At 63.4% G+C, this 24090-nt stretch carries 22 protein-coding genes; 7 read left to right on the top strand and 15 right to left on the bottom strand.

Going from position 1 to position 24090, the window contains the following annotated elements; all coding sequences use genetic code 11:
- The first annotated feature begins 132 nt into the window (after window positions 1-132).
- Window positions 133-2319 (top strand): ComEC/Rec2 family competence protein, encoded by a 2187-nt coding sequence (locus ACP146_RS10730; RefSeq protein ID WP_422366747.1) that lies wholly within the window; start codon window positions 133-135, stop codon window positions 2317-2319.
- A gap of 21 nt (window positions 2320-2340) precedes the next feature.
- Here the strand turns inward: ACP146_RS10730 and lexA are convergent, their stop codons facing one another.
- The 6 genes from lexA to ACP146_RS10760 all read right to left on the bottom strand — a co-directional run bounded on the left by lexA (window position 2341) and on the right by ACP146_RS10760 (window position 7432).
- Window positions 2341-3060, bottom strand: a complete 720-nt coding sequence (gene lexA, locus ACP146_RS10735) for a transcriptional repressor LexA (protein ID WP_422366748.1) — start codon at window positions 3058-3060, stop codon at window positions 2341-2343.
- A gap of 188 nt (window positions 3061-3248) precedes the next feature.
- Complete coding sequence (gene glp / locus ACP146_RS10740; RefSeq protein WP_422366749.1) at window positions 3249-4463, bottom strand: gephyrin-like molybdotransferase Glp; 1215 nt, start codon at window positions 4461-4463, stop codon at window positions 3249-3251.
- On the bottom strand, window positions 4463-4939 hold the full coding sequence (gene moaC / locus ACP146_RS10745; RefSeq protein ID WP_422366750.1) for a cyclic pyranopterin monophosphate synthase MoaC: 477 nt from the start codon (window positions 4937-4939) through the stop codon (window positions 4463-4465). Before moaC ends, glp begins: the two co-directional genes overlap by 1 nt.
- An 11-nt stretch (window positions 4940-4950) precedes the next feature.
- Window positions 4951-5781, bottom strand: coding sequence for an indole-3-glycerol phosphate synthase TrpC (gene trpC / locus ACP146_RS10750; RefSeq protein WP_422366751.1), 831 nt, complete (start codon window positions 5779-5781; stop codon window positions 4951-4953).
- Window positions 5774-6817, bottom strand: a complete 1044-nt coding sequence (gene trpD / locus ACP146_RS10755; RefSeq protein WP_422366752.1) for an anthranilate phosphoribosyltransferase — start codon at window positions 6815-6817, stop codon at window positions 5774-5776. The genes trpC and trpD overlap by 8 nt, the downstream gene beginning before the upstream one ends.
- Window positions 6818-6844: 27 nt before the next feature.
- Window positions 6845-7432, bottom strand: coding sequence for an anthranilate synthase component II (locus tag ACP146_RS10760; protein ID WP_422366753.1), 588 nt, complete (start codon window positions 7430-7432; stop codon window positions 6845-6847).
- Window positions 7433-7598: 166 nt separating this feature from the next.
- Here ACP146_RS10760 and cueR point away from each other — a divergent pair, with 166 nt between their 5' ends.
- The gene (gene cueR, locus ACP146_RS10765) at window positions 7599-8003 is read left to right on the top strand and encodes a Cu(I)-responsive transcriptional regulator (protein ID WP_422366754.1); all 405 of its coding nucleotides are present in this window, start codon (window positions 7599-7601) and stop codon (window positions 8001-8003) included.
- Between the two features lie 52 nt (window positions 8004-8055).
- On the top strand, window positions 8056-9183 hold the full coding sequence (locus tag ACP146_RS10770) for a divergent polysaccharide deacetylase family protein (RefSeq protein ID WP_422366755.1): 1128 nt from the start codon (window positions 8056-8058) through the stop codon (window positions 9181-9183).
- 18 nt (window positions 9184-9201) lie between these two features.
- On the opposite strand, the gene ACP146_RS10775 is transcribed toward ACP146_RS10770, so the two are convergent.
- Window positions 9202-9930 carry a substrate-binding periplasmic protein gene (locus ACP146_RS10775; RefSeq protein ID WP_422366756.1) on the bottom strand — a complete coding sequence of 243 codons (729 nt, stop codon included), beginning with the start codon at window positions 9928-9930 and terminating at the stop codon, window positions 9202-9204.
- Window positions 9931-10224: 294 nt separating this feature from the next.
- Between ACP146_RS10775 and ACP146_RS10780 the strand changes: the two genes are divergently transcribed.
- Window positions 10225-11676 carry an ATP-binding protein gene (locus ACP146_RS10780; protein WP_422366757.1) on the top strand — a complete coding sequence of 484 codons (1452 nt, stop codon included), beginning with the start codon at window positions 10225-10227 and terminating at the stop codon, window positions 11674-11676.
- Here the strand turns inward: ACP146_RS10780 and ACP146_RS10785 are convergent.
- From ACP146_RS10785 to ACP146_RS10800, 4 genes are all read right to left on the bottom strand, one after another.
- Window positions 11673-13688 (bottom strand): putative 2-aminoethylphosphonate ABC transporter permease subunit, encoded by a 2016-nt coding sequence (locus tag ACP146_RS10785; RefSeq protein WP_422366758.1) that lies wholly within the window; start codon window positions 13686-13688, stop codon window positions 11673-11675. The two genes, ACP146_RS10780 and ACP146_RS10785, sit on opposite strands and share 4 nt — an antisense overlap.
- A complete protein-coding gene (locus tag ACP146_RS10790; protein WP_422366759.1) occupies window positions 13672-14775 on the bottom strand; it encodes a putative 2-aminoethylphosphonate ABC transporter ATP-binding protein in 1104 nt (367 codons plus the stop codon). The genes ACP146_RS10785 and ACP146_RS10790 overlap by 17 nt, the downstream gene beginning before the upstream one ends.
- A gap of 101 nt (window positions 14776-14876) precedes the next feature.
- Entirely contained in the window at window positions 14877-15899 is a 1023-nt protein-coding gene (locus ACP146_RS10795; RefSeq protein WP_422366760.1) for a putative 2-aminoethylphosphonate ABC transporter substrate-binding protein, read from the bottom strand.
- Window positions 15900-16084: 185 nt separating this feature from the next.
- Window positions 16085-16927, bottom strand: a complete 843-nt coding sequence (locus ACP146_RS10800; RefSeq protein WP_422366761.1) for a DMT family transporter — start codon at window positions 16925-16927, stop codon at window positions 16085-16087.
- 158 nt (window positions 16928-17085) lie between these two features.
- Between ACP146_RS10800 and ACP146_RS10805 the strand changes: the two genes are divergently transcribed.
- Window positions 17086-17400, top strand: a complete 315-nt coding sequence (locus tag ACP146_RS10805; protein ID WP_422366762.1) for a hypothetical protein — start codon at window positions 17086-17088, stop codon at window positions 17398-17400.
- Between the two features lie 30 nt (window positions 17401-17430).
- Here the strand turns inward: ACP146_RS10805 and phnY are convergent, their stop codons facing one another.
- Genes phnY through ACP146_RS10820 form a run of 3 tightly spaced genes read right to left on the bottom strand, consistent with a single transcriptional unit; the run spans window position 17431 to window position 21395 of the window.
- Window positions 17431-18891: a phosphonoacetaldehyde dehydrogenase gene (gene phnY, locus ACP146_RS10810; protein WP_422366763.1), complete on the bottom strand. Its 1461-nt coding sequence runs from the start codon at window positions 18889-18891 to the stop codon at window positions 17431-17433.
- 14 nt (window positions 18892-18905) lie between these two features.
- Window positions 18906-20180, bottom strand: coding sequence for a phosphonoacetate hydrolase (phnA, locus tag ACP146_RS10815; RefSeq protein WP_422366764.1), 1275 nt, complete (start codon window positions 20178-20180; stop codon window positions 18906-18908).
- An 18-nt stretch (window positions 20181-20198) separates the two neighbouring features.
- Window positions 20199-21395: a 2-aminoethylphosphonate--pyruvate transaminase gene (locus ACP146_RS10820; protein WP_422366765.1), complete on the bottom strand. Its 1197-nt coding sequence runs from the start codon at window positions 21393-21395 to the stop codon at window positions 20199-20201.
- A 163-nt stretch (window positions 21396-21558) separates the two neighbouring features.
- Here ACP146_RS10820 and ACP146_RS10825 point away from each other — a divergent pair, with 163 nt between their 5' ends.
- Window positions 21559-22428, top strand: coding sequence for a LysR substrate-binding domain-containing protein (locus tag ACP146_RS10825; RefSeq protein WP_422366766.1), 870 nt, complete (start codon window positions 21559-21561; stop codon window positions 22426-22428).
- 59 nt (window positions 22429-22487) lie between these two features.
- Here ACP146_RS10825 and ACP146_RS10830 read toward each other — a convergent pair whose 3' ends face one another.
- Window positions 22488-23348, bottom strand: a complete 861-nt coding sequence (locus tag ACP146_RS10830) for an AraC family transcriptional regulator (RefSeq protein WP_422366767.1) — start codon at window positions 23346-23348, stop codon at window positions 22488-22490.
- Window positions 23349-23468: 120 nt separating this feature from the next.
- Here ACP146_RS10830 and ACP146_RS10835 point away from each other — a divergent pair, with 120 nt between their 5' ends.
- On the top strand, window positions 23469-24065 hold the full coding sequence (locus ACP146_RS10835; protein WP_422366768.1) for a LysE family translocator: 597 nt from the start codon (window positions 23469-23471) through the stop codon (window positions 24063-24065).
- Window positions 24066-24090 lie beyond the last annotated feature (25 nt).

The raw sequence follows: 24090 nt of genomic DNA on the forward strand, positions 1-24090 counted from the left end.
CTCCTGAAATCGATGGCGGGGTTTAGCACAGCACCAGCGGCAGTCCAATCGGTCTGAAACTCTCCTTTTGCGTGTTCGTTGGGCGCTCCTATAATCGCCAACCGTTCAGCGCGCCGGGGAAGGAGAGAGGGCTTGGAGCGCAGCGTTGATCCCGATCTTCCTTCCCGTGATGCCCAGGAAAGCTCTGCGCCGTCGCTGCATTCCGCCGGCAGCCGCTTGGCAGGCTGGTTTGCCGCGCGATTCCTCGCGGATCGGGAGCGCTGGCCGCTCTGGTTGCCGGTCTGCTTCGGTCTGGGGATCGCCCTCTATTTTGGCCTCCCGGCGGAACCCCCGCTCTGGCTCGGCGGCGCCTGCTCTCTTGCATCTCTCGTGGTCTTCATCCTGCTCGGACGCCGCTTCAAGGCGCGGTTTGCCGGTCTGGCGCTGCTCGTTTTTTGTCTCGGCTTTGCTGCTGCGCAGTTGCGCAGCGCCTGGGTCGAGGCGCCGGTTCTCGACGGGCGCTGGGGACCGGCCGCCCTGACTGCGGAGGTGTTGGCCGTGGAGCAGCGCGAGCGCGGCTGGCGGTTTCTGCTGCGCCCCCTTGTCATGGAAGGCTTAGAGCCCTCGGCGCTGCCCGCCAAGGTGAGGGTCACGGCCCTGCGGGTGGAGGGGGCGCCAAGGCCTGGAGACAGCGTCACCCTGCGCGCCCGGCTAAGGGCGCCCAGTCCGCCGAGCATGCCCGGCGCTTTTGATTTCGCCCGCCAAGCCTATTTTCAGCAACTCGGCGGTATCGGCTTTGCTCTCGGGCCGCTGCGGACGCTGCCGGAGCCCGGCCGCGAGGTTGGCAGCCGCAGTCTCACCGACCGCTGGTCCCTGTTCTGGGCCGAGGCCCGGCAGGCCATCGCTGGTCGGATCGCTGCCCTGTTGCCGGGGCAAAGTGGCGCCGTGGCCGTTGCCTTGGTCACCGGTCAACGCGGCGGTCTTGCCGAGGCGACGCGCGAGGACATGCGCGGGGCCGGTCTTGCCCATCTCCTGGCGATCTCCGGTCTGCATATGGGCCTTGTCGCCGGCCTGCTGTTCTTCAGCCTGCGGGCGGGCCTCGCGCTCATCCCCGATCTCGCCCTTTATCGGCCGATAAAGAAATGGGCGGCTGTTGGCGCCGGTCTGGGAGCCTTCATCTATCTCTGTCTGGTCGGCGGTACCATTCCGGCCCAGCGCGCCTTTCTGATGCTCTCCATCGTTCTGCTGGCGGTTCTTCTGGATCGCCGGGCGATTTCACTGCGGCTGGTGGCGCTGGCCGCGCTGGTGGTTTTGCTGCTTGCGCCCGAAAGTCTGGTCTCGGCGAGTTTTCAGATGTCTTTCGCGGCGGTCATTGCCCTTGTCAGTTTCTACGAGGCCTGGCAGCGCCGGGACTATCGAGAAACGGCAGTCGAGCGGACGGCGCTGCGGCGGCTCGGTCTCTATGTCCTAGGCGTCGCCGTCACCTCCCTTATCGCCATTCTGGCAACCAGTGCTTTTGCCGCCTTTCACTTTCAACGCCTGGCGCTTTTCGGGCTGCTGGCCAATCTGCTGGCCGTGCCGCTGACGGCCTTCGTGATCATGCCGGCAGCGGTTATCGGCATGCTGCTCATGCCCTTTGGCTTCGAAGCCATAGGCTTCGTGCCGATGGGGTGGGGGATTGATCTGCTGCTGATTCTGGCCGAAGCCGTGGCCGGGCTTCCGGCGGCCCATGTTCAGGTGCCGCCGATGCCGCTTTGGGGGCTCGCGGCCGTGGTCCTCGGCGGCCTCTGGCTCTGTCTCTGGCAGAGCCGTTGGCGGGTCTGGGGTCTCGCGGTCATGCTGCTCGGCGCGGTCTCGCCTGCGGCTTTTGCGCCTGCGGACCTGCTGGTCAGCGGGGATGGGCGTCAGGTGGCTCTGCGCGACCTGGAGGGCCGGCTTTGGGTCCCCGACCAGCGCGCCGGACGCTTCACACTCGACACCTGGCGCCGCGGCAACTATGCCCCGCAAATCGAAACCTGGCCGCACAATGGAACGGCTGCCGGAGATCTGTTGAGATGCGATCCGCTGGGGTGCCTCTATGCGGGGGCCCACGGAAAAGCCGCCGTTCTGCGCAACCCGTTGGGCGCTGCGGATGACTGTGCAGCGGTGGATGTCATGGTGAGCCTGGAGCCGCTGCGCCGGCACTCCTGTAGCGGCCCGGCCCTGGTTATCGACCGCTTTGACCTTTGGCGCCACGGCGCCCATGCCATCTGGTTGACGCCACAGGGACCCCGCGCCGCAACCGTGCGCGACGAACAGGGCAGGCGGCCCTGGTCGCCCTACCTCGGACGGCCGCGGTGAGACGGTTCTTGTTTCCCGGATTTAGTAGCGGCGCAGCAGTCCGACCAGACGGCCCTGGATGGTGACCCGCTCCGGCGGGAAGAGACGCGTTTCATAGGCCTGGTTGGCCGGTTCCAGGGCGATCGCGCCGCCCTTGCGCCTGAGACGCTTCAGGGTCGCTTCCTCGTTGTCGATCAGAGCCACGACGATGGAGCCGTTTTCCGCCGTGTCGCCGCGCTCGATGAGCACCGTGTCGCCATCCAGAATGCCGGCGTCGACCATCGAGTCCCCGTCGACCTCCAGCGCGTAGTGTTCGCCGCTGCCGATCATCGCGGAGGGCACATCCACATGGTTGGAATAGTCTCTCAGGGCTTCGATGGGCGTACCCGCTGCGATCCGCCCGTAGAGCGGCAACTGCATGGCTTCGGAATCGTTGGCCGCCTGGGCGCCGGGCAGCGACCCGGTGAAGTTGCCCTGGATGACCTTCGGTGCGAAACCCGGATTGATGCCGCTCAGCGGTGCCGGTTCTTCACCCTTCGACCCCAGATCGTCGGGCAGCCGCATGACTTCAACGGCCCGGGCGCGGTGGGGCAGGCGCTTGATAAAGCCGCGTTCTTCGAGGCCGGTGATGAGCCGGTGGATACCGGACTTCGATTTCAGCGCAAGAGCGTCCTTCATCTCGTCGAAAGACGGCGAAACGCCATGGCGCTGAAGGTGGCCATGAATAAATGTGAGAAGTTCGTGCTGCTTTTTCGTGAGCATCTGCTGACTGGACCCCCAGGGTATCGACGGCGGCGGTTCGGATGACACAAGATATGGAACAAAACCAAAACCTAGGCACATGTTCTAGTTTGGTTCTTATTTCCCGTCAAGGAATTTGTCCACAGTGCTACCTATGGGATGGCAATCATCATCCAGGGTTGCAATGGGGAAGGAGATCCTGGCCGGCTTCAGAGGCCTGCTGCGAGGTCCCGCAGTTCCAGAACCGACACGGCAGTGCCCTTCTGTGCCGCTTCGGCGTGTGGTGGCCGGAGGATAAGGCCATCGGCGGCGGCCAGCATCGCCAGCATCGACGAATCCTGGCGGCCATAGGGCGTCGCAGTCTTCCGCCCGCCCGCGTCCAGAGACACCCGGGCCCGCAGATAGTCCTGACGCCGGTCGTTGGCCGGCAGATCGGCGCCCAGGATCATCGGCGTCAGCGGGTGTGCCGGGCCGTTCAGACCGCGCATGCGGTTCAAGGCGGGGCGGGCGAAGAGCAGGGCGCAGACCAGGGCCGAAACCGGATTGCCGGGCAGGCCCAGCATGGGCGTTTCGCCGAGGCGCCCGAACATCAGCGGTTTGCCCGGCCGCATGGCGATCTTCCAGAAGTCCAGTTCCAGGCCCTGTCGCTCAAGCGTGCTCTGCACGAGGTCGTGCTCGCCGACCGAGGCGCCGCCTGCGGTCAGCAGCAGGTCCGCGCCCCTGGCCCCTGCCGCCAGGGCGCCGAGCTGCTCGCTGCGGTCCGGCGCGATGCCCAGTTGGATCGGCTCGCCGCCACAGGCACGCACGAAGGCGGCCAGCGCCGGCCCGTTGGAACTGAGGATCTGGCTGGGGCCGAGCGGATCGCCGGGCATCACCACCTCATCGCCGGTGGCCAGGATCGCGACCCGCGGCCGCCGGTGCACCTGAACCCAGGGGTGGTTCATCGCGGCGATCAGCCCGATATCGCGGGCGGTCAGCAGGCGCCCGGCGACGGGCCCGGAGTCGCCTTCTGCGAAATCAAGGCCCGCCGGTCGCACGTAGTGTCCGACGGGGCTGCTTTCCTTCACCGTCACCTGGCTGTCCGAAGCCTCGGTATCCTCCTGAATGACGATGGCATCGGCACCCTCCGGCAAGGGTGCGCCGGTGAAGATGCGCACGGCCTCGCCCGCGCCGACACGGCCATCGAAAAGACCGCCGGCCGGCACTCTGCCGATAACCCTGAGGTCGGCGGGCACGGCCGCCACGTCCTCGGCCCGCACCGCATAGCCGTCCATGGCCGAGACGGCATGGGGCGGCTGTGTGACCCGGGCGGTGATGTCCTTGGCCAGGACCCGCCCGAAGGCTTCGCTGAGCGCGACCGTCTCACTGGGCAGAGCCGTGAAGTGATCCAGTATCCGGGTGAGCGCCTCTTCAACTGATATCATCAAGGAGCCTCATAGAGGCCGGATTTACCGCCTTCTTTGCGAAGCAGGCGAATATCGCTGATCTGCATGCCCCGGTCGGCCGCCTTGCACATGTCATAGACCGTCAGGGCGGCGACGCTGACTGCCGTCAGGGCCTCCATCTCGACCCCGGTGCGGCCCTTCAGTTTGCAGCGGGCGGTGATGTCGACGGCCGAGCGCGCTTCGTCGAGCGTCAACTCCAGGCTCACCGAGGTAAGGGCAAGCGGGTGGCAGAGGGGGATCAGGTCCGGCGTCTTCTTGGCCCCCATGATGCCGGCGAGGCGCGCCACGGAAAGCACGTCGCCCTTTTTCACGCCGCCGTCGCGGATAAGCGCCAGGGTTTCAGGCTGCATGATCACCGAACCTTTGGCGACGGCAATACGCTCGCTGATGTCCTTATCGGAGACATCGACCATTACCGCCTTACCCTCGGCATCGAAATGGGTGAAACCAGCCATGTTACTTACCCTCAGGCGCTGCCGCTGGCGGCTTCGCGCGGCGCATTGTCATGGGCTTGGACAAGCGCCCGGGTGGCCGCCGTCACATCGCTTTGGCGCATCAGCGACTCGCCGATCAGAAAGGCGCGGGCGCCGACCGCGGCCATGCGCGCCAGGTCGGCCGGTTCGTAAAGCCCGCTCTCCGACACCAGCAGGCGCCCTTCCGGCAGGCTTGCGGCCAGAGCTTCCGTGGTCGCGAGGTCGACGCTGAGGGTCTTCAGATTGCGGTTGTTGATACCGATCAGCGGCGAGCGCAGCCTCAGGGCGCGCTCCAGTTCCGCACCGTCATGCACCTCGATCAGAACGTCCATGCCAAGGTCCAGGGCCATCGTCTCCAGTTCTTCGGCCTGCGCATCGTCGAGGGCGGCCATGATCAGCAGGATACAATCCGCACCCAGGGCACGGGACTCGACGATCTGATAGGGGTCCAGCATGAAGTCCTTGCGCAGGCAGGGCAGAGGAACGGCCGCCCTGGCCGCGACCAGGAATTCGTCCGCACCCTGGAAGTATGGAACGTCGGTCAGCACCGAAAGACAGGCCGCGCCGCCGGCCAGATAAGCCTCGGCAAGGCGCGGGGGGTCGAAGTCGGCGCGGATCAGCCCTTTGCTGGGCGAGGCCTTCTTGATCTCGCAGATGAGGGCCCGCCCGCCTATTGCGGTCTTTGCATCCAGCGCCGCCTTGAAGCCGCGCGGCGCGGAGGCAGCCCCGGCGCGCGCCTGCAACTCGGCGAGACTCGTCCGCTGTTTTGCGGCGGCGATGTGCTCCAGCTTGTCGGCGCAGATGCGTTGTAGAACATCACTCATCGGCCGGTACCTCTTCGTTGGTGATCCGCACCAGACCCTCCAGCACCTCCCGGGCCTTCCCGGAATCGATCGCTTCGGCGGCTAGTACGGCCCCTTCTTTCAGATCCGCCGCCTTATCGGCGATAATCAGCGCCGCGGCACTGCCCAGCACGACGATGTCGCGATAGGGCCCCGGTTCTCCCGACAGAAGGCCGCGCAGCTTCTCGGCGTTATGATCCCGGTCGCCACCCACCAATTGATCGAGTGTGGCCGTCGGCAGACCGGCTTCCGCGGGGGTCACCTCAAAGGTCGTTACCTTGCCGTCCTTCAACTCCGCCACCTGGGTCGGCCCCAGGGTCGAGACTTCGTCGAGCCCGCCTGCGCCGTGGATGACCCAGGCTTTCTCATGGCCCAGATCGCGCAGCACCTCGGCCAGGGGAACGATCCATTCCGGTGCGAAGACACCGATCATCTGGCGCCGCACCTTGGCGGGATTGGAGAGCGGCCCGAGCAGATTGAAGAGCGTGCGGGTGCCGAGTTCGACGCGGGTCGGCCCAACGTGGCGCACGGCGGCGTGGTGGCGCTGGGCCATCAGGAAACAGGTGCCGACCTCGTGCAGCGCGCGTTCCACCAGCGTCAGGTCGGCGTCGATGTTCACGCCCAGGGCTTCGAGGACGTCGCTCGCACCGCTTTTGGACGAAGCCGCCCGGTTGCCGTGCTTGGCGACCGGCACCCCGCAGGCGGCCACGACGAACTGGCTCGCGGTCGAGATGTTGTAGGTGCCGCTGCCGTCGCCGCCGGTACCGCAGATGTCGATTGCCCCTTCCGGCCGCCCGATCGTCGTCATCTTGGCGCGCATCACCGTCGCCGCGCCGGTGATTTCCTCGACCGTTTCACCGCGGACCCTGAGGGCCATGAGAAAGCCGCCCATCTGGGAAGGCGTGGCGTCGCCCGACATCATGATATCGAAAGCCTGTTCGGCTTCGCCCCGGCTCAGGCTCTCGCCCTTGGCCGCCTTGCCGATGAGGTCTTTCAGGTTTCTCGCCGCGCCGTTCATGCCCGCATCCCGTCTCTATCGCCCGGCTTAAGCCGCGACGGCCTGGTCGGCGAGGCTGAGGAAGTTGCGCAGCAGGGCGTGCCCCTCTTCGGAGGCGATGCTCTCCGGATGAAACTGCACGCCGTGGAGGGGCAGTTCGCGATGCTGCAGGCCCATGATCACGCCATCGGCGGTCTCCGCCGTCACCTCCAGCTTGTCATGGGGAAAGCTTTCCGGATCCAGGGTCAGCGAATGATAGCGCGTTGCCGTCAGCGGCGAAGGCAGGCCGGCGAAGACCCCTCGGCCCTTATGCTGAACCGGGCTCAGCTTACCGTGCATCGGCTGCGGCGCCCGCACCACCTTGGCGCCGAAGACCTGGCCGATGGCCTGATGACCCAGGCACACGCCGAGGATCGGCAGTTTGTCGGCGGCTTCGGTAATCAGCTCCAGGCAGATTCCGGCGCGGTCCGGATCGCAGGGGCCGGGTGAGACGATGACTCCCTGCGGCTGCAGGGCCAGGGCCTCGGCCACCGTCACCTTGTCGTTGCGCCGGACCTCGATCTCGGCACCCAGCTCTCCCAGGAAGTGGAAGAGGTTGTAGGTGAAGCTGTCGTAGTTGTCGATTAGCAGAAACATTTCAGATGCTTGCGCCGGTTCTTTGAGCCGTTCCCTGGGTTGATCGGCTCCTCTTATAACAGGTCGCCGCGGCCCACGGAAAGCAGGCAGATCGCCTTGCTTGACCTTCCAGTTGCTGGAAGCTTTTATCTGTCTTCATGATCGCTCCCCAAAGCAGGAGAACGCCATGAACATCGGTGCCGCAGCGCGGCGTTCGGGTGTGCCGGCCAAAACCATCCGCTACTACGAGTCGGTCGGCTTGATCGCTCCGGCTGAGCGCAGCGCAACCGGATACAGGGTTTACGGCGACCGGGATGTGGAGACCTTGCGGTTCGTTCAGCGGGCCCGCGGACTGGGCTTCTCGGTGGAGGATGTCGGCAGTCTGCTGGCCCTCTGGCAGGACCGCCGCCGCAGCAGTGCAGAAGTGAAAGCGCTGGCCCGCCGCCGGATGGCCGATATCGACCGAAAGATCGAAGAACTGGGGGAGATGCGGGCCACCCTGGGCCATTTGATGGAGCGCTGCCACGGCGACCGGCGGCCCGATTGTCCGATCCTGAGCGGCCTCGCGGGCAAACCGGAGCAGGGCCGCTGAAGCCGATTTGGGTCCCGCTTCGTTAACCAAGCCGTGCTAGGGTCTGCGCGCCATGAAACCGCGCGAGTCGAAAAAGCTTAAACCCTTTGGCACCGAGACCCTGTGGAATGCCGCGGCGGTCACCGGGCTGCTGCTGATCGGCCTGGTGATCGGCGGCTTTGCGGGGGTGATCCTGGACCGCCAGGGCCTGCTGGGAGAGCGCGGTCAGCTAGCGGAGGATGCGCAAGCGCCGAAAGAGCAAACCCCGTCCGCGCCGCCGCCGAGGCGGACTGCCGTGCAGCAGTCCGAGCCGGCCTTTGACCGGGAGGCGCTGGAGGCGGCCATCCAGGCTGCTGGAGACAGCGAGAGCGAGGCGCCGCCCGAGGAGGCCGGTCCCAACGATCTCTCCTTCGTTCCGGTCATTCCGGTTCCGGACCGCGGTCTGACGGGGCCACAGCCCTGGCAGTTCCATGCCGTCGCGGTGGCGCCCAGCGAAGGCCGCCCGATGATCGCGATCGTGTTGGACGACATCGGGGTGAACCGGCGCAACGCGAAGCGGGCGATTGCCCTGCCTGGCCCCATGACCCTTTCCTTTATGACTTACGCCGAAGGCCTCTCGGAGATGACCGAGGCGGCGCGGCAGGGCGGTCACGAGCTGATGCTGCACGTGCCGATGCAACCCCTGAGCCCGACCATAGATCCCGGTCCCAACGTGCTGGCCGACAGCCTTCCCGAGGTTGAACTGACCCAGCGCCTGGCCTGGGGCCTCGACCGTTTCGAGGGCTACGTCGGGATCAACAATCACATGGGCAGCCGCTTCACGGCATCGCCCGAGGGTATGGCCTTGGTGATGGGGGAGTTAAAGGCGCGGGGCTTGTTGTTCCTAGATTCCGTGACCGCCCGCAATTCGGTTGCGGGGCGTCTGGCCGAGCGCGCCGGCGTTCCCTTTGCCGAACGGGATGTCTTTCTCGACAACGAACCCAACGACCGCGCCGCCATCGACCGGCAGCTTTCGCTGCTTGAACAGGTCGCCCGTGATCGCGGTTACGCCGTCGGTATCGGCCATCCCCATCCAGCGACGGTGGCGGCCTTGCGGGACTGGGTGCCGGAGATGCAGGCCCGCGGCTTCGCCCTGGTGCCGATATCGGCTGTTGTGCGTCACCGGGCAAACCTCGCCGCTTCGGGACACGGCGACGGCTGAGCGGGACGGGTTGCGCCTCTAATTGTAACGCGCGTGGATTTCGGCCTGGGTGCCGTCGGCGATCATCTCCGACAATGCACTTTGCATGCGCTCGACGATGCTGTCAGGTGTGCCGAGCGAACAGGCGACGGAAAAAACCTGTTCGTAGAGCACAGCGACTTCCTCTACGGGAACACCCTGCTTGCGCAGGCGATGCAGATAGGATTCCGAAACCGCCATCAGGTCGACACGGCCGTTCAGCAGCTTGGTCAGCGTCAGATCCAGGTCGCGGGCCAGATCAATTTCTGTGAAGCCCGCGTTGCGCAACAGCTCGACCGTATAGTCGCCGGTCTGCGTGCCGGTGCGATAGGCAGTCGCCGCCTTCAGGTCGGCCGGATCGACCTTCGAGCCTTCGGCCCGAATGATGAGCGTTCTTTCGACCAGAAGCGGCTCGACCCATTTGAAACGTTTGTTGCGGTCCACTGTGTGTGCGGTTGTGAAGACGCAGGTCATCGGTTGTGAACCCGCCAGCCCGATCGCCCGCGACCAGGGCATCAGGGTCATTTCATAAGCGATGCCGCTGCGGCGCATGACCTCGCGAACCTGATCGGCGCCCAAGCCGGCGATTCCACCGTCCTGTTCGAAATTGAATGGGGCGTATTGCTCGGTCGTCAGTTGCAGCACTTCTTCCGCTGCGGCAGGGCTGTCGTGAAGAACAAGGCTTATCGAGACGATGACGGCGCTAAGGGGTCCAGCAATCCACTTCATCATTGATCTCCGAGAGAGCATTCCGTCGAAAAACTGGTCTGCTAATTCCTGTAGAAAAAGAACATGAGATAAGAACGGCTTTTCAAGTGAGCTTCGCTGACAATCAGTAACCGATTTCGCGTAAACAATAGTTTAAGGTAAGTGATTTATCGTGCCTTGGTTGTTCGCTGCAATGAACAGAGTATTAAAATGACGCTGCACCAAGGCCGGCCCAGGCGATGTGATACGGGTCGATAGGCCGCAATGAAGCACAAGCGCACAAGGCTCTCTGGCACGTCGATCCGGAATCGGATCGTGGTGACCGTGCTTGCGACGGTGGTGCTCGTCTCGCTGCTCGGCACGGCGCTCTCCGGCCGCGAGCATGCCGCCCGATTGATGAGCGGCCTGAAAGCCGAGTCTCAAGTGCTGACCTCCGTGTTCGGCGATACTCTGTCGGACCCGTTGTGGGACTATGACTACCTCATGGTTCAGCAACGCCTGGAGCATTTGGTGGATACCCGAGCCGTCATCGGGGCCAGGGTCTTCGACAACAGGGGAAGCAAGCTTGCGGAAGTGCTGACCGATCGCTTCGATCCCGATGCAGCAGCCGACTATCTGGTCTTCGATCACCGGATTGTCGCCCAGTCCGGTGAGTGGGTCGGAACCCTGTTTCTCTGGGTGTCCACGGAGGGAGTGTCGTTTGAGGTTTGGCGGGCTATTCGCTACGACGCCGCGACGGCGGGTATTCTGGCGGTCATCACCGCGGTGGTGGTCTTCGTCGGCGTCAATCTGATCTCCGGGCCGCTTTCCCGGGTCGCCGATGCGATGGTGCGGATCGGCGAGGGGGCTCTCGACACCGAGGTGCCGGAGCGTGGCCGTGACGGCGAAGTCAGCCGAATGGCCGACGCTTTGGAACAGCTTCGCTTGAAGAGTCTGCGGGTGGAACAGGCCGAACGCGAACTGCGGCGCGCCAATGCGCACCTGGAGCAACGCGTTACGGAGCGTACCGCAGAGCTTGAAACGGCGCGCGAGCAGGCGGTCGAAGCCAACCGGGCCAAGACCGAGTTCCTGGCCAACATGAGCCATGATCTTCGAACCCCGCTTAACGCCATACTCGGTTTCAGCGAGATCATGCGGGCCGGCGCCTTTGGCCCCCTCGGGGACCCGCGCTATGAGGAATATGTCGAGGACATTCATCACAGTGGTTCGCTATTGATCAGCCTGATCAACGACCTTCTGGATATCTCAAAGGTCGAGGCCGGTAAGTACGAGCTGACCGAGGAGGTTGTGGATATTCGGACCTTGGTCCACAACGCTCTGCGGCAGATCGCAACGGCCGTCGAGGGTGCGGCACTGACCCTTGCCACGCACATACCGGCTGACATACCGGCCCTGCGCGGGGATTCCAGGGTCATGACCCAGATCCTCAATAACCTGCTTTCAAACTCCGTGAAGTTCACGCCCAGAGGCGGACATATTGATGTCAGCGCCTGGACCGATGCCCAGGGCCTGATTCACATGAGTGTCGCCGACAACGGCATCGGCATGACCAAAGAGGGCGTTACCAAGGCTTTGCGCCCCTTCGAACAGGCCCACAATGCTCGCGCCCGTGAACACAACGGCACCGGCCTCGGCCTCCATCTCTGCGACAACTTCATGCAGCTCTTTGGGGGTTCGCTGGAGATCGTGAGCGAGGAAGGGAAGGGCACCACGGTGATCGTCGTCTTCCCGTTGGAGCGGGTAATCGAACGAAAGCGTTCCGCCTAACGAAAGCGCCAGGCCTGGGTGCGTTTCAACACGCCTTTTGAAATAATCAAGTGCAGGATGCGGGCGCCGGCGTTGGTATAGAAGATCATCATGCCCATGGCAGCGGCTGGGGCGATGTCGCCGGCATCGTCCATGTTGAGCACGGCGACGGAAGCCAGAGTCGTCGTCGGTGAGTACAGGAACACCACCGCCGAGACGGTCGTCATGGCATTGACGAAGAGATAGATCGAGATGTCGAGGATGGTCGGCAGGCAGACCGGTACGGTCACCACGCGGAACAGCCGGTTGAAGGGTTGCTTCAGCGAGGCGGCGACGGACTCGAATTCCCGGTCCATCTGTTTCAGAGCAGTCACGGCGGTCAGGTGCGAGACCGTATAGAAGTGGGTGACCGTGCAGGTCACCAGGATAGCCATGGTGCCGTAGAAGAAGTTCAATGGGTTTTGCGGGTTGTTGAAGAAGAAGATGTAGGCCAGACCCAACACCATGCCGGGGATTGCCATGGGCAGCATCGCCAGCAGTTGAAAGAGCCCGCGTCCGCTGTTGAAGCCCTTGGTCTTCTCGACCATATAGCCGCCGGTGAAGACCACCAGGGTGCCGATCACCGCAGTCAGCAGGGCCATCTCAATGGAGTTGTAGTAAGAGGCCCAACCACCGCCGTCCATCAGATCGAAAGCATAGTTTTTGAGGCTGAGGCTGAGGTCGTAGGGCCAGAACTTGATCAGCGCGGCGAACTGGCAGACCGCCAGCAGGCCGACGATGAAGACGGCCACGAGTCCGCAGTAACCGAAAGCCAGCCAGTCGTTGCGTGGGTTGGGCCGCGGCTGGTAAGGGACGGAGCGGGCCGACAGCAGGGCGACCTGCTTTTTCTGAACCTGCCGGTCCACGGCGAAGGCGACCAGCGCCGGAATCAGCAGCACCACCGAAACCACGGCACCCATTTCGAAGTTCTGCTGGCCGATGACCTGCTTGTAGATGTCGACCGCCAGCATGTTGTATTGCCCGCCGATCACCTTGGGCAGGCCGAAGTCGGTGATCACCAGATTGAAAACCACGAAGGCTGCGGAGATCAGGCCGTAACGGGCGCCGGGCAGGGTGACGGTCCAGAAGATCTTCCAGCGGTTGGCCTTAAGGGATTCCGCTGCCTCATAAAGCCGTGCATCGGAAATGGCCAGGGCCGTGGTGATGATCAGCATGGCATGGGGAAAGGTGAAGAACACCGAACCGATGACGATACCGATGGGCCCGTAGATCGACTCCCCCAGCAGCAGGCCCTTGATCATACCCTGGTTGCCGAAGAGGTAGACCAGGGCAATGCCGGGCAGGAGGGAGGGCACGAGAATGGGCGCCAGAGCGATCAGCCTGAAAAACCCTTTGAAGCGCATGCAGCTGCGGCTGAGGGCATAGGCAAAGCCGAAGGCGAGACTGACGGTGATGATCGTACTGAGCGCCGCGATGAACAGGGAATTCTCGATCGACTGAAACAGCGACGGCGTCGAGAAATAGGTGACGTAGTTCTGCAGGCCCTGGGCGCGTGAAGGCCGCAGCATGACCCGGCGGAAGGTATTGGAGTCCACCTCCTGCCACTGCGTGCCGGTGAACCGTTCGGAGCCGATCAGGAAAACTGCATCGGCATCGCTGCCCCGAATGCGGTAGAGCACCGGGCTGCGGAAGCTGAAATCGGGGAAGAAGCTGGCGGCCGGCAGGCGTCCGTCCCCGCTTGTCGCCAAAGCTTCCGGCGGTACCGCCTGCAGGGATTCGTTCAGACTTGCCGCCGATACCGGCGGTGTATTGAAGTCGCCGGCTTCGTCGCTGACCTGAAACTCGTAGGCTTCGAGGTCGAAGCTGTAGGTCGAGAACGACTTCGACAGCATGGCGTAGAGCGGAAGGGCAAGCGCAATCAGCAAATAGAGCGCGATCACGACCATGAAGCCGCGCATCACAAAGTCGTCGCGGCCCAGGCTGGCTTTGACCGGCCGCCTTTTCGGCTGAAGGCTTTCAGCCCTTGCCGACACCGTCACCTCCTGCGGGAAAAGCGATGAGCCGGTCGGCGGGCAGCTCAATGGTCAGCGCGGCGCCCGCCTCGAGCGAAAGGCGGCGTACTGCATTGATGGAGAAGTCCGCATAGAGTTCTTCATCGCCCAGTTCCGCGCCGGTCAGGCGCGAACGCCAGAAAGAGCCGAGAAACTCCATCTCGGCGACAGCAACCGCCAGAGCGCTGTGGGTGCTCCCCGCCCTGTGGCTCCCTGCTTCATGAGGAATGATATCTTCGGGCCGGATGGTCACGATGACCTCTTGTCCGAGCGAAAACCCGTGCGCGCTGCTTTTCAGGTCGCACCTCCCGACGGTCAGTTCGTCAGGTGCCGTAATGGTGGAGCGGATCTGGTTGGTCTCGCCGATAAAGTCGGCAACGAAAAGCGATTGAGGCTCGCGGTAGATCTGCGTGGGCGTGCCGACCTGCTCGATCACACCGTGATTCATGACCACGATGCGGTCGGCCATGGAGAGGGCTTCCTCCTGGTCGTGGGTCACCATGACGGTGGTGACGTCCAGCTTGCGCTGCAGTTCCTTGATCTGATGGCGCAGGTGAACCCGCACCTTGGCATCCAGCGCCGAGAGCGGTTCGTCAAGCAACAGCAGCCCGGGCGAGGTGGCGATGGCCCGGGCCAAGGCGATACGTTGCTGCTGGCCGCCGGAAAGCTGTGCCGGATACTTCTGCCCCTGATCCGCCAGATCGACGAGTGCCAGCAGCTCTGTGACACGGTCATTTATTTCGGTTTTCGATCGGCCGGCGTTTTCCAGACCGAAGGCGATGTTGCGTTCAATCGTCAGGTTGGGAAACAGCGCGTAGGACTGAAACACAATGCCGAAGTCGCGCTGCGCTATGGGCAGGGCGGATATGTCGCGGCCACCCTGTTCGATGCTGCCGTAGCTCTGCAGGTCGAGGCCGGCGATGGCCCGCAATAAGGTGGTCTTGCCGCAACCCGAGGGGCCGAGGAAGCAGACGAACTCGCCCTCCTCGATATCCAGGGAGATGTCTTTCAGCGCGGTAAAGTCGCCGAAGTCCTTTTGGAGGTTGCGGATACGCAGATAGCTGGACACCAAGGAAGCCTCGCTCAATTGCACCTAAGTATGCGCAGGGGCGTGCCGGATCGAAAGAGGGCGCCGCAAGCGGCGCCCTCTTCGGCCAGCCCAGGCTGCAATCAGCTTTTGGGCTCGGACTTCGAATCGTAACGCTTCTGCCATTCCTCAAGGATGGCCTTGCGGTTGTTGGCCGCAAACTCGAAGTCGTTGTCGATCATCTTATCGACCAGATTGGGCGGAAAGTGCTCGACCGGCTTGGCCACACCGGGCATGGCAACCACGGCATAGCCGCTGTTGTACATCTCGTTGGCCTTGCGCGTGATCGACCAGTCGACCAGGGTCTTGGCGGCCTCCAGGTTGCCGGTACCGGCGACAATGGCGGTTGCTTCCATATCCCAGCCCACGCCCTCTTCGGGCACGATGATCTCGAGCGGTGCGCCGGCGGCCTTGGACTTGGCGCCGCGGAAGGCGAAGGATACGCCGATGGGGATCTCCCCCGCGGCGGCGAGCTTGCAGGGCTTTGAGCCGGAATGGGTGTAGCGGGCGATATTGCCGTGCAGCTTGTCCATATAATCCCAGCCGCCGTCCTCGCCGAAGATCTGCAGCCAACTGGAGACATCCAGGAAACCGGTGCCCGAGGAGTTCGGGTTCGGCATGATGACGTGACCGGCATACTCCGGCTTGGTCAGGTCCTTCCAGGTCTTCGGCGGCGTCAGGCCGAGCTTTGCCGCCTCAACGGTGTTGTAGCAGACCGAGGCGACCCAGGCGTCCATGCCGACCCAGGCCGGCGGGTCGCTCTTGTCGACGAACTTGGGATCCAGCTTCTCCACCCCCTTGGGGGCGTAGGCCTCCAGCATGCCTTCGGTTTTCAGCAGCAACAGCGAGGTCGCCGCCAGCCCCCAGACCACATCGGCCTGCGGATTGTTTTTCTCCGCCAGCAGCTTGGCGGTGATGATGCCGGTGGAATCGCGAACCCAGTTGATCTCGATATCAGGATGGTCCTGATTGAAGGTCTCCGCATAACGCTTCAGGTCTTCCGCTTCGACGGCCGTGTAGACCGTCAGCTTGGTTTGTGCCGCCGCCGTCGAGGCGATCAACAGGCTGGCCGCGACTGCGGTCAGACAGGTCCTACGAAAAGCCATGGTGTTTTCCCCTGTTGCCTAGCGAACGTTTTCGTTCTTCGTGAATTGCTTTTGGGCCTTATTGAACCACCGTGCTCCCTGATTTTGGCCGGCAGCCATCGACCCTTTGGGAATAGTGCATGCTCCCTTTCAATAGAGAAAATCTATTATTTTTATGCGTTGAAAGATTTTGCTGATAGTTGGAGTTACCGGGTGAGAGCCAGCATCAGCACGCCGACGCCGACGATGACCGCCGCCGCAATTCGGCTGGCCCAGGGCCGCTCGCGAAAGATAACGACGCCGAAGAGCGCGGCAAAGATGACGCTGGACTCGCGCAGGGCCGAGACCATGCCGAGCGGTGCCAGGGTATTGGCGTAGATCACCAGGCCATAGCTGGCGACGGCGCAGAGGCCGCCCAGGTAACCCACACGCAGGGTGGCGCGTACCTCGGGCGTCAGCCGGGGGCGCAGCTTTACGATAACGAAGAGGCTGACCAGAAACTCGCTCAGGAACAGCCAGCCCATGTAGCCGAAGGGGCTGCCGGAAAGCCTGACGCCGATGCCGTCAATCACGCTGTAGGTAGCGATGATGAGGCCGGTGGCGACGGCGGCCAGGGTCGAGCGCTTGTCGGGGACGCTGGGTCCCCGGGAAAAGAAGGCCAGCAAGCAGACGCCGGCGGAGACCAGGGCGACCCCGGCCCAGCCCTGGGAGGTGAGCATCTCCCCTACAAAAACCAGGGCACCGAGCGAGACCAGCAAAGGTGCGATACCGCGAGAGATGGGATAGACCCGCGACAGGTCGCCCCATTTGTACGCCATCGACAGGAAATAGTAATAGCCGTAGTGGGTGGTTGCCGAGGCGGCGATATAGAGCCAGGAGGCGGGCAGCGGTGCTTCCGCCCAGAGGATCAGAATCACGCCGACGGTTCCGTTGGCGCCGGCCACCGCCGCCAGCACCAGAGCCCGCGCCCGCGTGCCCTTGACGATGGCGTTCCAGGTGGCGTGCAGCAGGGCCGCCCCCAGCACCATCACGACTGCAAGTTCAGACAATCAGGTCCCTAGCTTTCTTTTTGCATGGGTTTTCCGGCTGCTCCCGCCACGAACTGTTTTGCGACGTCTTTCACAAAGCAAGCGGAAACAGAAACGAAGAGTTCTATTCACGCCTCAACCGAAATGCGGTTCAATGCGGTCTGAAGCGGAGGAGAGTTTTGCTTGAAGAATTAATGGGGCTGCCGCCTTTGCAGCGTTTCATTGCGGAGGCTTTTGATTGGTTTTGGTTTTTGGGCGCATTGCTGTCCTGGTTGGCTGCAATAGTCTATTGGATCCGTGTCCCTTTCAACGCCGAACCAGGAAGTCTACGGGGCTGGCTGAGATTCAACCCTCTTAGTGTCGTGTTCTATGGGGAAAGATTGACGCCTAAGGGGCTGTTAATGCGCAAGCGGCTCTTGATCTCGGTTGTCTGTTTCTGTGCCTTTCTGGCTCTAAGTGCACTTTCCGGTATGGTCGCGAAGGTGCTGGCGTAAAGCTAAGCGGCGTTTCAACGATTGGCGGTGTCACCCCCAAGGCAGGGAGAAGGTCTTCACGTTGGTGTAGCTCTTCACCGCCTCAATGACGCCTTCCTTATAGCCGAGGCCGGAGTCCTTGATGCCGCCGAAGGGCGACATCTCGATGCGATAGCCGGGCACTTCCCAGATGTTCACCGTGCCGACCTTCAGGCCCTTGATGTAGGTCTGCATGCGGTTGAAGTCGTTGGTGCAGACCCCGGAGGACAGGCCGAACGCCGTCGAGTTTGAGATCTTCATCACCGCTTCGTCGTCGTCGGGCACGCGCACGATGGGAACGATGGGGCCGAAAGTCTCCTCCATCACCAGTTCGGATTCATGGGGCACGCGGTCGACCACGATGGGTGGCAGCAACGCGCCCTCGCGGCCCGGGTTATAGAGCACCTCGGCACCGGCTTCGGCGGCGGCCAGAACCCTGTTTTCGAAGACTTCGGCGGCCTGGGCATGCACGACGGTGCCAAGATCGGTGTCCTTGGCCATGGGATCGCCGAAGCGGATTTTCCTGGCCCGCTCCAGCACCAACGGCACGAAGCGCTCGGCAACGCTTTCCTGGCAGAGAATGCGTTTCACCGCCGTGCAGCGCTGGCCGGTATTTTTTGTGGCGCCGGCAACCGCCAGATCGGCGGCCTTGGCCAGGTCGTCGTCATTCAGATCATTGAGGATGATCAGCGGATCGTTGCCGCCCAGTTCCAGCACGGTGCGCTTGTAGCCCGCCTTCTCGGCGATCATCTTGCCGACCGGCACGCCGCCGGTGAAGGTGATCAGCTCGATCTCCGGATTCTGGATCATCTCCAGGCCGATGTCCCCGGGCAGGCCGGTGACCACCGAGAACATCTCCGGCGGCAGGCCGGCCTCGTAGAGCACGTCGGCGAGGATCAGCGCGGTCATCGGCGTTAGTTCGGTCGGTTTGCAGACCATGCAGTTGTTGGTGACGATGGAGGGCGCGATCTTGTGCGCCACCATGTTGAGCGGGTGGTTGAAAGGCGTAATGGCGGAGATCGCCTTCAGGGGCTCTCGGGTGGTGAAGATCTTGCGCGCCTTGCCGTGGGGCGTCAGGTCGCAGGAGAAAATTTCGCCGTCGTCCTGGATGCAGAGCTGCCCAGCCAAGGTGAAGACGTCATAGGCGCGGCCTACCTCGTAGAGCGAGTCGGCCTTGGAGATCCCAAGCTCCAGGGTAATGAGGTCGGAGATCTCCTCCTTCCGCGCGACCAGGATCTCAGCCGTCTTGAAAAGGATCTGCTGGCGCTCGTAGCGGGTCAGCTTGGGTTCGTAGGCGGCGGCGATGTCGAAGGCCTGGCGCGCGTGCTCGCTTGTCCCTGCGGGCACCGTACCGATCATTTCGTCGGTGTAGGGGTAACGGACCTCAATCACGCCTTCGGCATCGACCTTGCGCCCGGCGATGCGCATGGGCTCGTGACGTGGTGCCGCAGCGAAGCTTTCAGCGATACTCATAACGAAGTCTTCCTTTACTCGGCGGCCACGGAGCGGCTGGCTTCAGCATGATTGAGGGCGATGTCGAAGGCATCGAAGTTGCGCAGGTTCCGGCCCTCGATACCGGAGACCGGCCGGTTGACGACCAGTGGCACGCGCTGCTCGCTGACGCCGCCGTGGGAGCGCAGAGGCACTTCCAGGCCCGACAGGTCATGGTTCTCAGGGCTGGTTCCGACCGCCCTGGTTCGCTCGGTCACGACGACCAGGTCACCGATGCGGTCAGCCGGTAGCTGATAGTCCCTTGCCGCTTCCTCACGGGTCAATACCCGCTCGACGCCTTCCAGGCCTTCGATGAACTCGGCAACGGCGGCAAAGTCGGCTTCCTTGGACAGATAGACCGTGGCGTAGGACCCGAGCGCTCCGTGATGGACCACATAGGGGTCGGTGATCGGCAGGATCGTGCGGGCCTCTCCCTTGCCGAGCAGACCGTCCAGCGCCGCCTGCAGGTAGAGTACATTGGGTGTGCCGTCGGCATTATGCTTCGGGTTCATGCCGTGATCGGCGGTCAGGACGATGGTCGCGCTGGCGGCGTCGAGCTCGGCGAAATAGCCGTCCATCATGGCGTAGAAATCGTTGGCCCCTTCGCTGCCCGGGGCGTGCTTGTGCTGGATGTAATCGGTGGTGGAAAGATACATCAGATCCGGCCGCATGGACTCCATCAATTTCACCCCGGCGGCGAAAACGAACTCCGAGAGATCGGCGGAATAGACGCTGGGTAGCGGTTTGCCGACCATCGCCAGCACGTCCTCGATGCCGTTCTCGGCGAGAGAGAGCGCGTCGGCTTTCTCGGCGGAGAAACTCACCGCTTCGCCTGCTTTGAGAGCCAAACCGTTGCCCAGCAGGCGGCGCAGCTTGTCCTTGGCGGTGATCACGGCGATCTTGGCCCCGGCCTGCTGGAAGGCGGCGAAGATGGTCGGCGCGCGCAGGTAGGCCGGGTCGTTCATCATGACTTCCGCATCCTTGGCGGGGTCATAGAAGAAGTTGCCGCAGATGCCGTGGACGGCGGGCGGCTGACCGGTGACGATGGAGAGATTATTGGGGTTTGTGAAGCTGGGCACCACGCAGTCGGCGCGAAGATCGGCACCGCCGGGCAGGATTGACGCAAGCCATGGCATGCGCCCGGCAGCCATCGCTTCTTCCATGTAATCGGGCTCGGAGCCGTCGATGCAGACGACCACCACGGGGCCCTTCGGAAAGTTGTAGCTGCGACCGTTAACCGTCACGGACCGGGGGGTCGGGGGGGTATTCATAGGACTTTCCTTCTTATCTCAGGCGACCAGCTTGGCCCGCTCATTCATGGCGGCGCTTGGCGGCGCGGCGTCGTCGACGCCCATCTCGTTCAGCACTTCACTCACGGCATCGACAAGCTGCTGCATGATCGCGCTGTCCAGGTGTCCGATGCATCCGATGCGGAAACTGTCGACCACCGTCAACTTGCCGGGATAGATGATAAAACCTCTGGCCTTCAGCAGATCATAGAAACGCTTGAAGTCAAATTTCGGATGCGCCGGATTGAAAAAAGTGACGATGATCGGCGACAGCCAGTCATCCTGCAGCAGAGTCTCGAATCCCAGGGCACGCATGCCCGCCACCAGAGTATCGCGGTTCGCCGCATAGCGTGCGCCGCGGCCGGCAACGCCGCCTTCGGCTTCGTGCTGTTTCAGCGCCTGCAGAAAGGCGGCGACGGCGTGGGTCGGCGGCGTGTAGCGCCACTGCCCGGTTTTCTCCATGACGGCCCATTGATCATGGATGTCGAGGCTGAGCGAATGGCTGCGCCCCTTGGCCGCCTCGATCTCGGTTTTACGGGCGATGACGAAGCCGAAGCCCGGCACCCCCTGGATGCACTTGTTGGCGGAAGAGACCATGGCCGTGTAGGGCACCTCCTCGGGGTTCAAGTCCAGGGCGCCGAAGGCGCTCATGGAATCGATCAGCAGCTTACGGCCTTTGGCAGCGACCACCTCGGCAATTTCCTGCAAAGGGTTGAGAATGCCGGAAGAGGTTTCGCAGTGAACCAGGACAACGTGGCTGATCGCCGGATCGGCGTCGAGCGCCGCAGCCACTTCCGCTCCGCGCGGGGGCAGGTAGTCACCCTTGTCGATCATCCAGCAGGCGCGACCGAGATAGCCGAGGGTCTGGACAATCCGCTGGCCGTAAGCGCCGTTCACCAGAACCAGCGCCTTGCCGTCGCGCGGCAGAAATGAGCCGAGCATGGCTTCGACGGCGAAGGTTCCGCTGCCTTGCAGAGGCACACAGTCATAGTAACCCTCGCTGTCACCGGCGATGGCAAGCAGATGCCGCCGCAGTTCAGCGGTCATGGCACGGAAATCACCGTCCCAGGACCCCCAATCCTTCAGCATCGCCGTCTTGACCTCAGCCGAGGTCGTCAGCGGGCCCGGGGTCAACAGATAGGGCTCGCCCTGCGCGGGCGGATCGAAGGGCGCATTTGCGCCGCTGGCCGGGGTCATCAGCCTCGCTCTCCTAAAGTCCAAGATGAAGTCAGAAGGGGTCTTTCAAGGCATCCTCCAGTTTTTTGATTTATCTGTAAAATCGCTATTTCATATGCTTTCTATCGATTTTTCTGATATGAGAATTCGCTACTCATCGTCCCTTTGACGGAGCCTTCGGGTCTTGCGCTACGTTCAACTGAGAGCTTTCCATCATGTCGCCGTCAGCGGCGGGTTTTCCCGCGCCGCCACGGCCTTGGGCCTTACCCAACCGGCGATCTCCGATCAGGTCCGCAAGCTTGAGGAGGAGTACGATGTCATTCTCTTCAACAGGCACAAGAAGCAGGTCAGCCTGACGAGCGCCGGACAACGGCTCTTGGAGGTCAGCCGGCGCATGTTCGAGGTGGAGAAGCAGGCTCAGGAGCTGTTGTCCGAATCCCGGGCGCTGCGCCTGGAATCCCTGCGCGTGGTTGCGGATTCGGCGCATCACATGCTGCATATCCTCGGCCGTTTCCGCGACCGCTATCCGGGCGTCGCCATGGTCGTCAGCGCCGGCAACTCCGAGGAGGTTATCGCCCAGCTTTACGACTACGAGGCCGAGGTGGGCATCCTGGGGGAGATGCCCAAGGGCCGCGACTTTGAGACCATCAAGTTGAGTTCGACGCCGCTGATCGCTTTCGTGAGCACCGAGCATCCTCTTGGGAAACGCAAGTCTGTCAGCCTGGCAGCACTCTGCGAGCAGTCCCTGGTGCTGCGCGAGCGCGGTTCCAAAACCCGGCAGAGCTTTGAGGCCGCCGTGCGTGCGCGGGGCCTGACCCTGACACCGGCGATCGAGGCCGAAGGCCGCGAGGCGGTGCGGGAGATCGTGGCGACCGGTGGCGGCGTTGGCGTGGTCTCAGCAGCGGAGTTCGGGCAGGACCCGCGCCTGGTGCCGTTGCGGCTGTCGGATTGCGAATTGCTGATGGATGAGGCGCTCGTCTGCCTGCGCGAGCGGGCCGGCAGCAAGGTGATCCGGGCGTTTTTCGAAACTGCCCGCGCGGTGTCGGGAGGCTAGAGCAGATCCGGGTTTGATGGGATCGCCTTAGCGATCCATCAAACCCGGTGAATCTGCTCTCACTGTTTGATGGCGACCGGCTGGGGCGCGTCTGTCAGCCCACCTTCGGAACCCAGAACCCGGCCGGCGCGCTCAAGCCGCAAGAACCCCATCGGCGTCAGGCCGTAGGCTGCCTTGAACCAGCGGCTGAAGTGCGCCTGGTCGGCGAAGCCGGCTTCCGCGGCGGCATCGGCGGGGCGGTCGCCCTGACGCAGCCGCTGCCGGGCAAAGGCGAGGCGGCGCATGATCTGATAGCGATGCGGGCTGGTCCCGACATGGGCGCGAAACTGCCGCGCCAGGGTAAAGCGGCTGAGCCCCGAGACGGCCTCGAGTTCCGAGGAATGGATACTGCGGGCAAACTCAGCATCGAGCAGTTCGCGGGCCCTGGCGACCGCGGCGGGATGCAGGCCGGCAGGGCGTGGTGATCCGACGCGGCTGCGGTCGAGTTCCAACACCCCGGCGGCAAAGCAGAGCAGCAGACTGTCGATGGCCAGCGGCGCCGCTTCAGCCAGGAAGGCATAGTTGAGCGCGTGCATCAGGCGGGGCCGGCTGCTGACGGCCTCGTTGGCGAAGGGCAGGGGGCCGACGCGTCCGGTGAGGGCCTCCATGGCTTCGGCGATCAGGGCCGGCGCGACATAGGCGCCGCGATAGGCAAAGCCGTCATCGTTGCCCGCATGGCCGTCATGTTCCTCATCGGGATGCAGCACCACGATCTGGCCGCGGAGGCTGTGTTCATGAGCCCCGCGGTAATTGAACCCCTGAACCCCGGAGATCGTCTGGCAGATCGTATAGGTGTCGTGACGATGACGGCTGTAGGGGTAGCCGCGAAAACGCGCCTCGACCAGTTCTATCCCCTCGGCGGCGGCGACAACCCGCAGCATGTCGCTCTGCCCGTCCCGGTCCCGGTCGCTGCACGGACGTTCAAGACCGCGCCCGGCCGATCTGCTGTTCTCCAGCCTCATGGAGCCAGTTTACACCTTTTGTTCCTTCAGCCGAAGCCCATGCCGATCGATCAAGCCATCGCTTTCTTTGTTTTCGCCCTGGTGGCCGCCGGAACGCCGGGGCCCAGCAATGTTCTGCTGACCACGGCAGGCGCCAATCTGGGCATTCTCGGCGGCATCCCGACAGTGCTTGGGGTGTCCCTCGGTATGGGGCTGATGCTGTTTCTGGTCGCCCTCGGCCTGGGCGGGCTGTTGCTGGACAACCCGGTCGCGCTGGAAGCGCTCAAGTGGGGCGGCGCGGTGTTTCTGCTCTGGCTGGCCTACAAGATCGCCAGCGCCGACGGCAAGTCCGGCGGGGCTTCGCACTGGGCGCTCGGGTTCCTACCCGCCGCCGCTTTTCAATGGGTGAACCCGAAGTCCTGGCTGGTATCCGCCAGCGCTGCTGCAACCTATTTGGGGGCCGATGCGGGGAACGCCGGTTTGGCCGCTTTCTCGCTGGCGGCGGTTTTCGTGGCGGCGGCGCTGCCGAGCTGCCTGGCTTGGTTGACCTTTGGGGCGGCCATCCATCGTGTGCTGCAGAACGAGCGCCATCTGCGGCTGTTCAATCTGGCGATGGGCGGATTGCTGGCGGCCTCGGTTCTCTGGATTCTCTTCTAAGCGGGGACTTCTGGGCGCTGCAAAG

This window comes from Pelagibius sp. (assembly GCF_965249265.1).
In the GTDB taxonomy this organism is placed as follows: domain Bacteria; phylum Pseudomonadota; class Alphaproteobacteria; order Kiloniellales; family Kiloniellaceae; genus Pelagibius.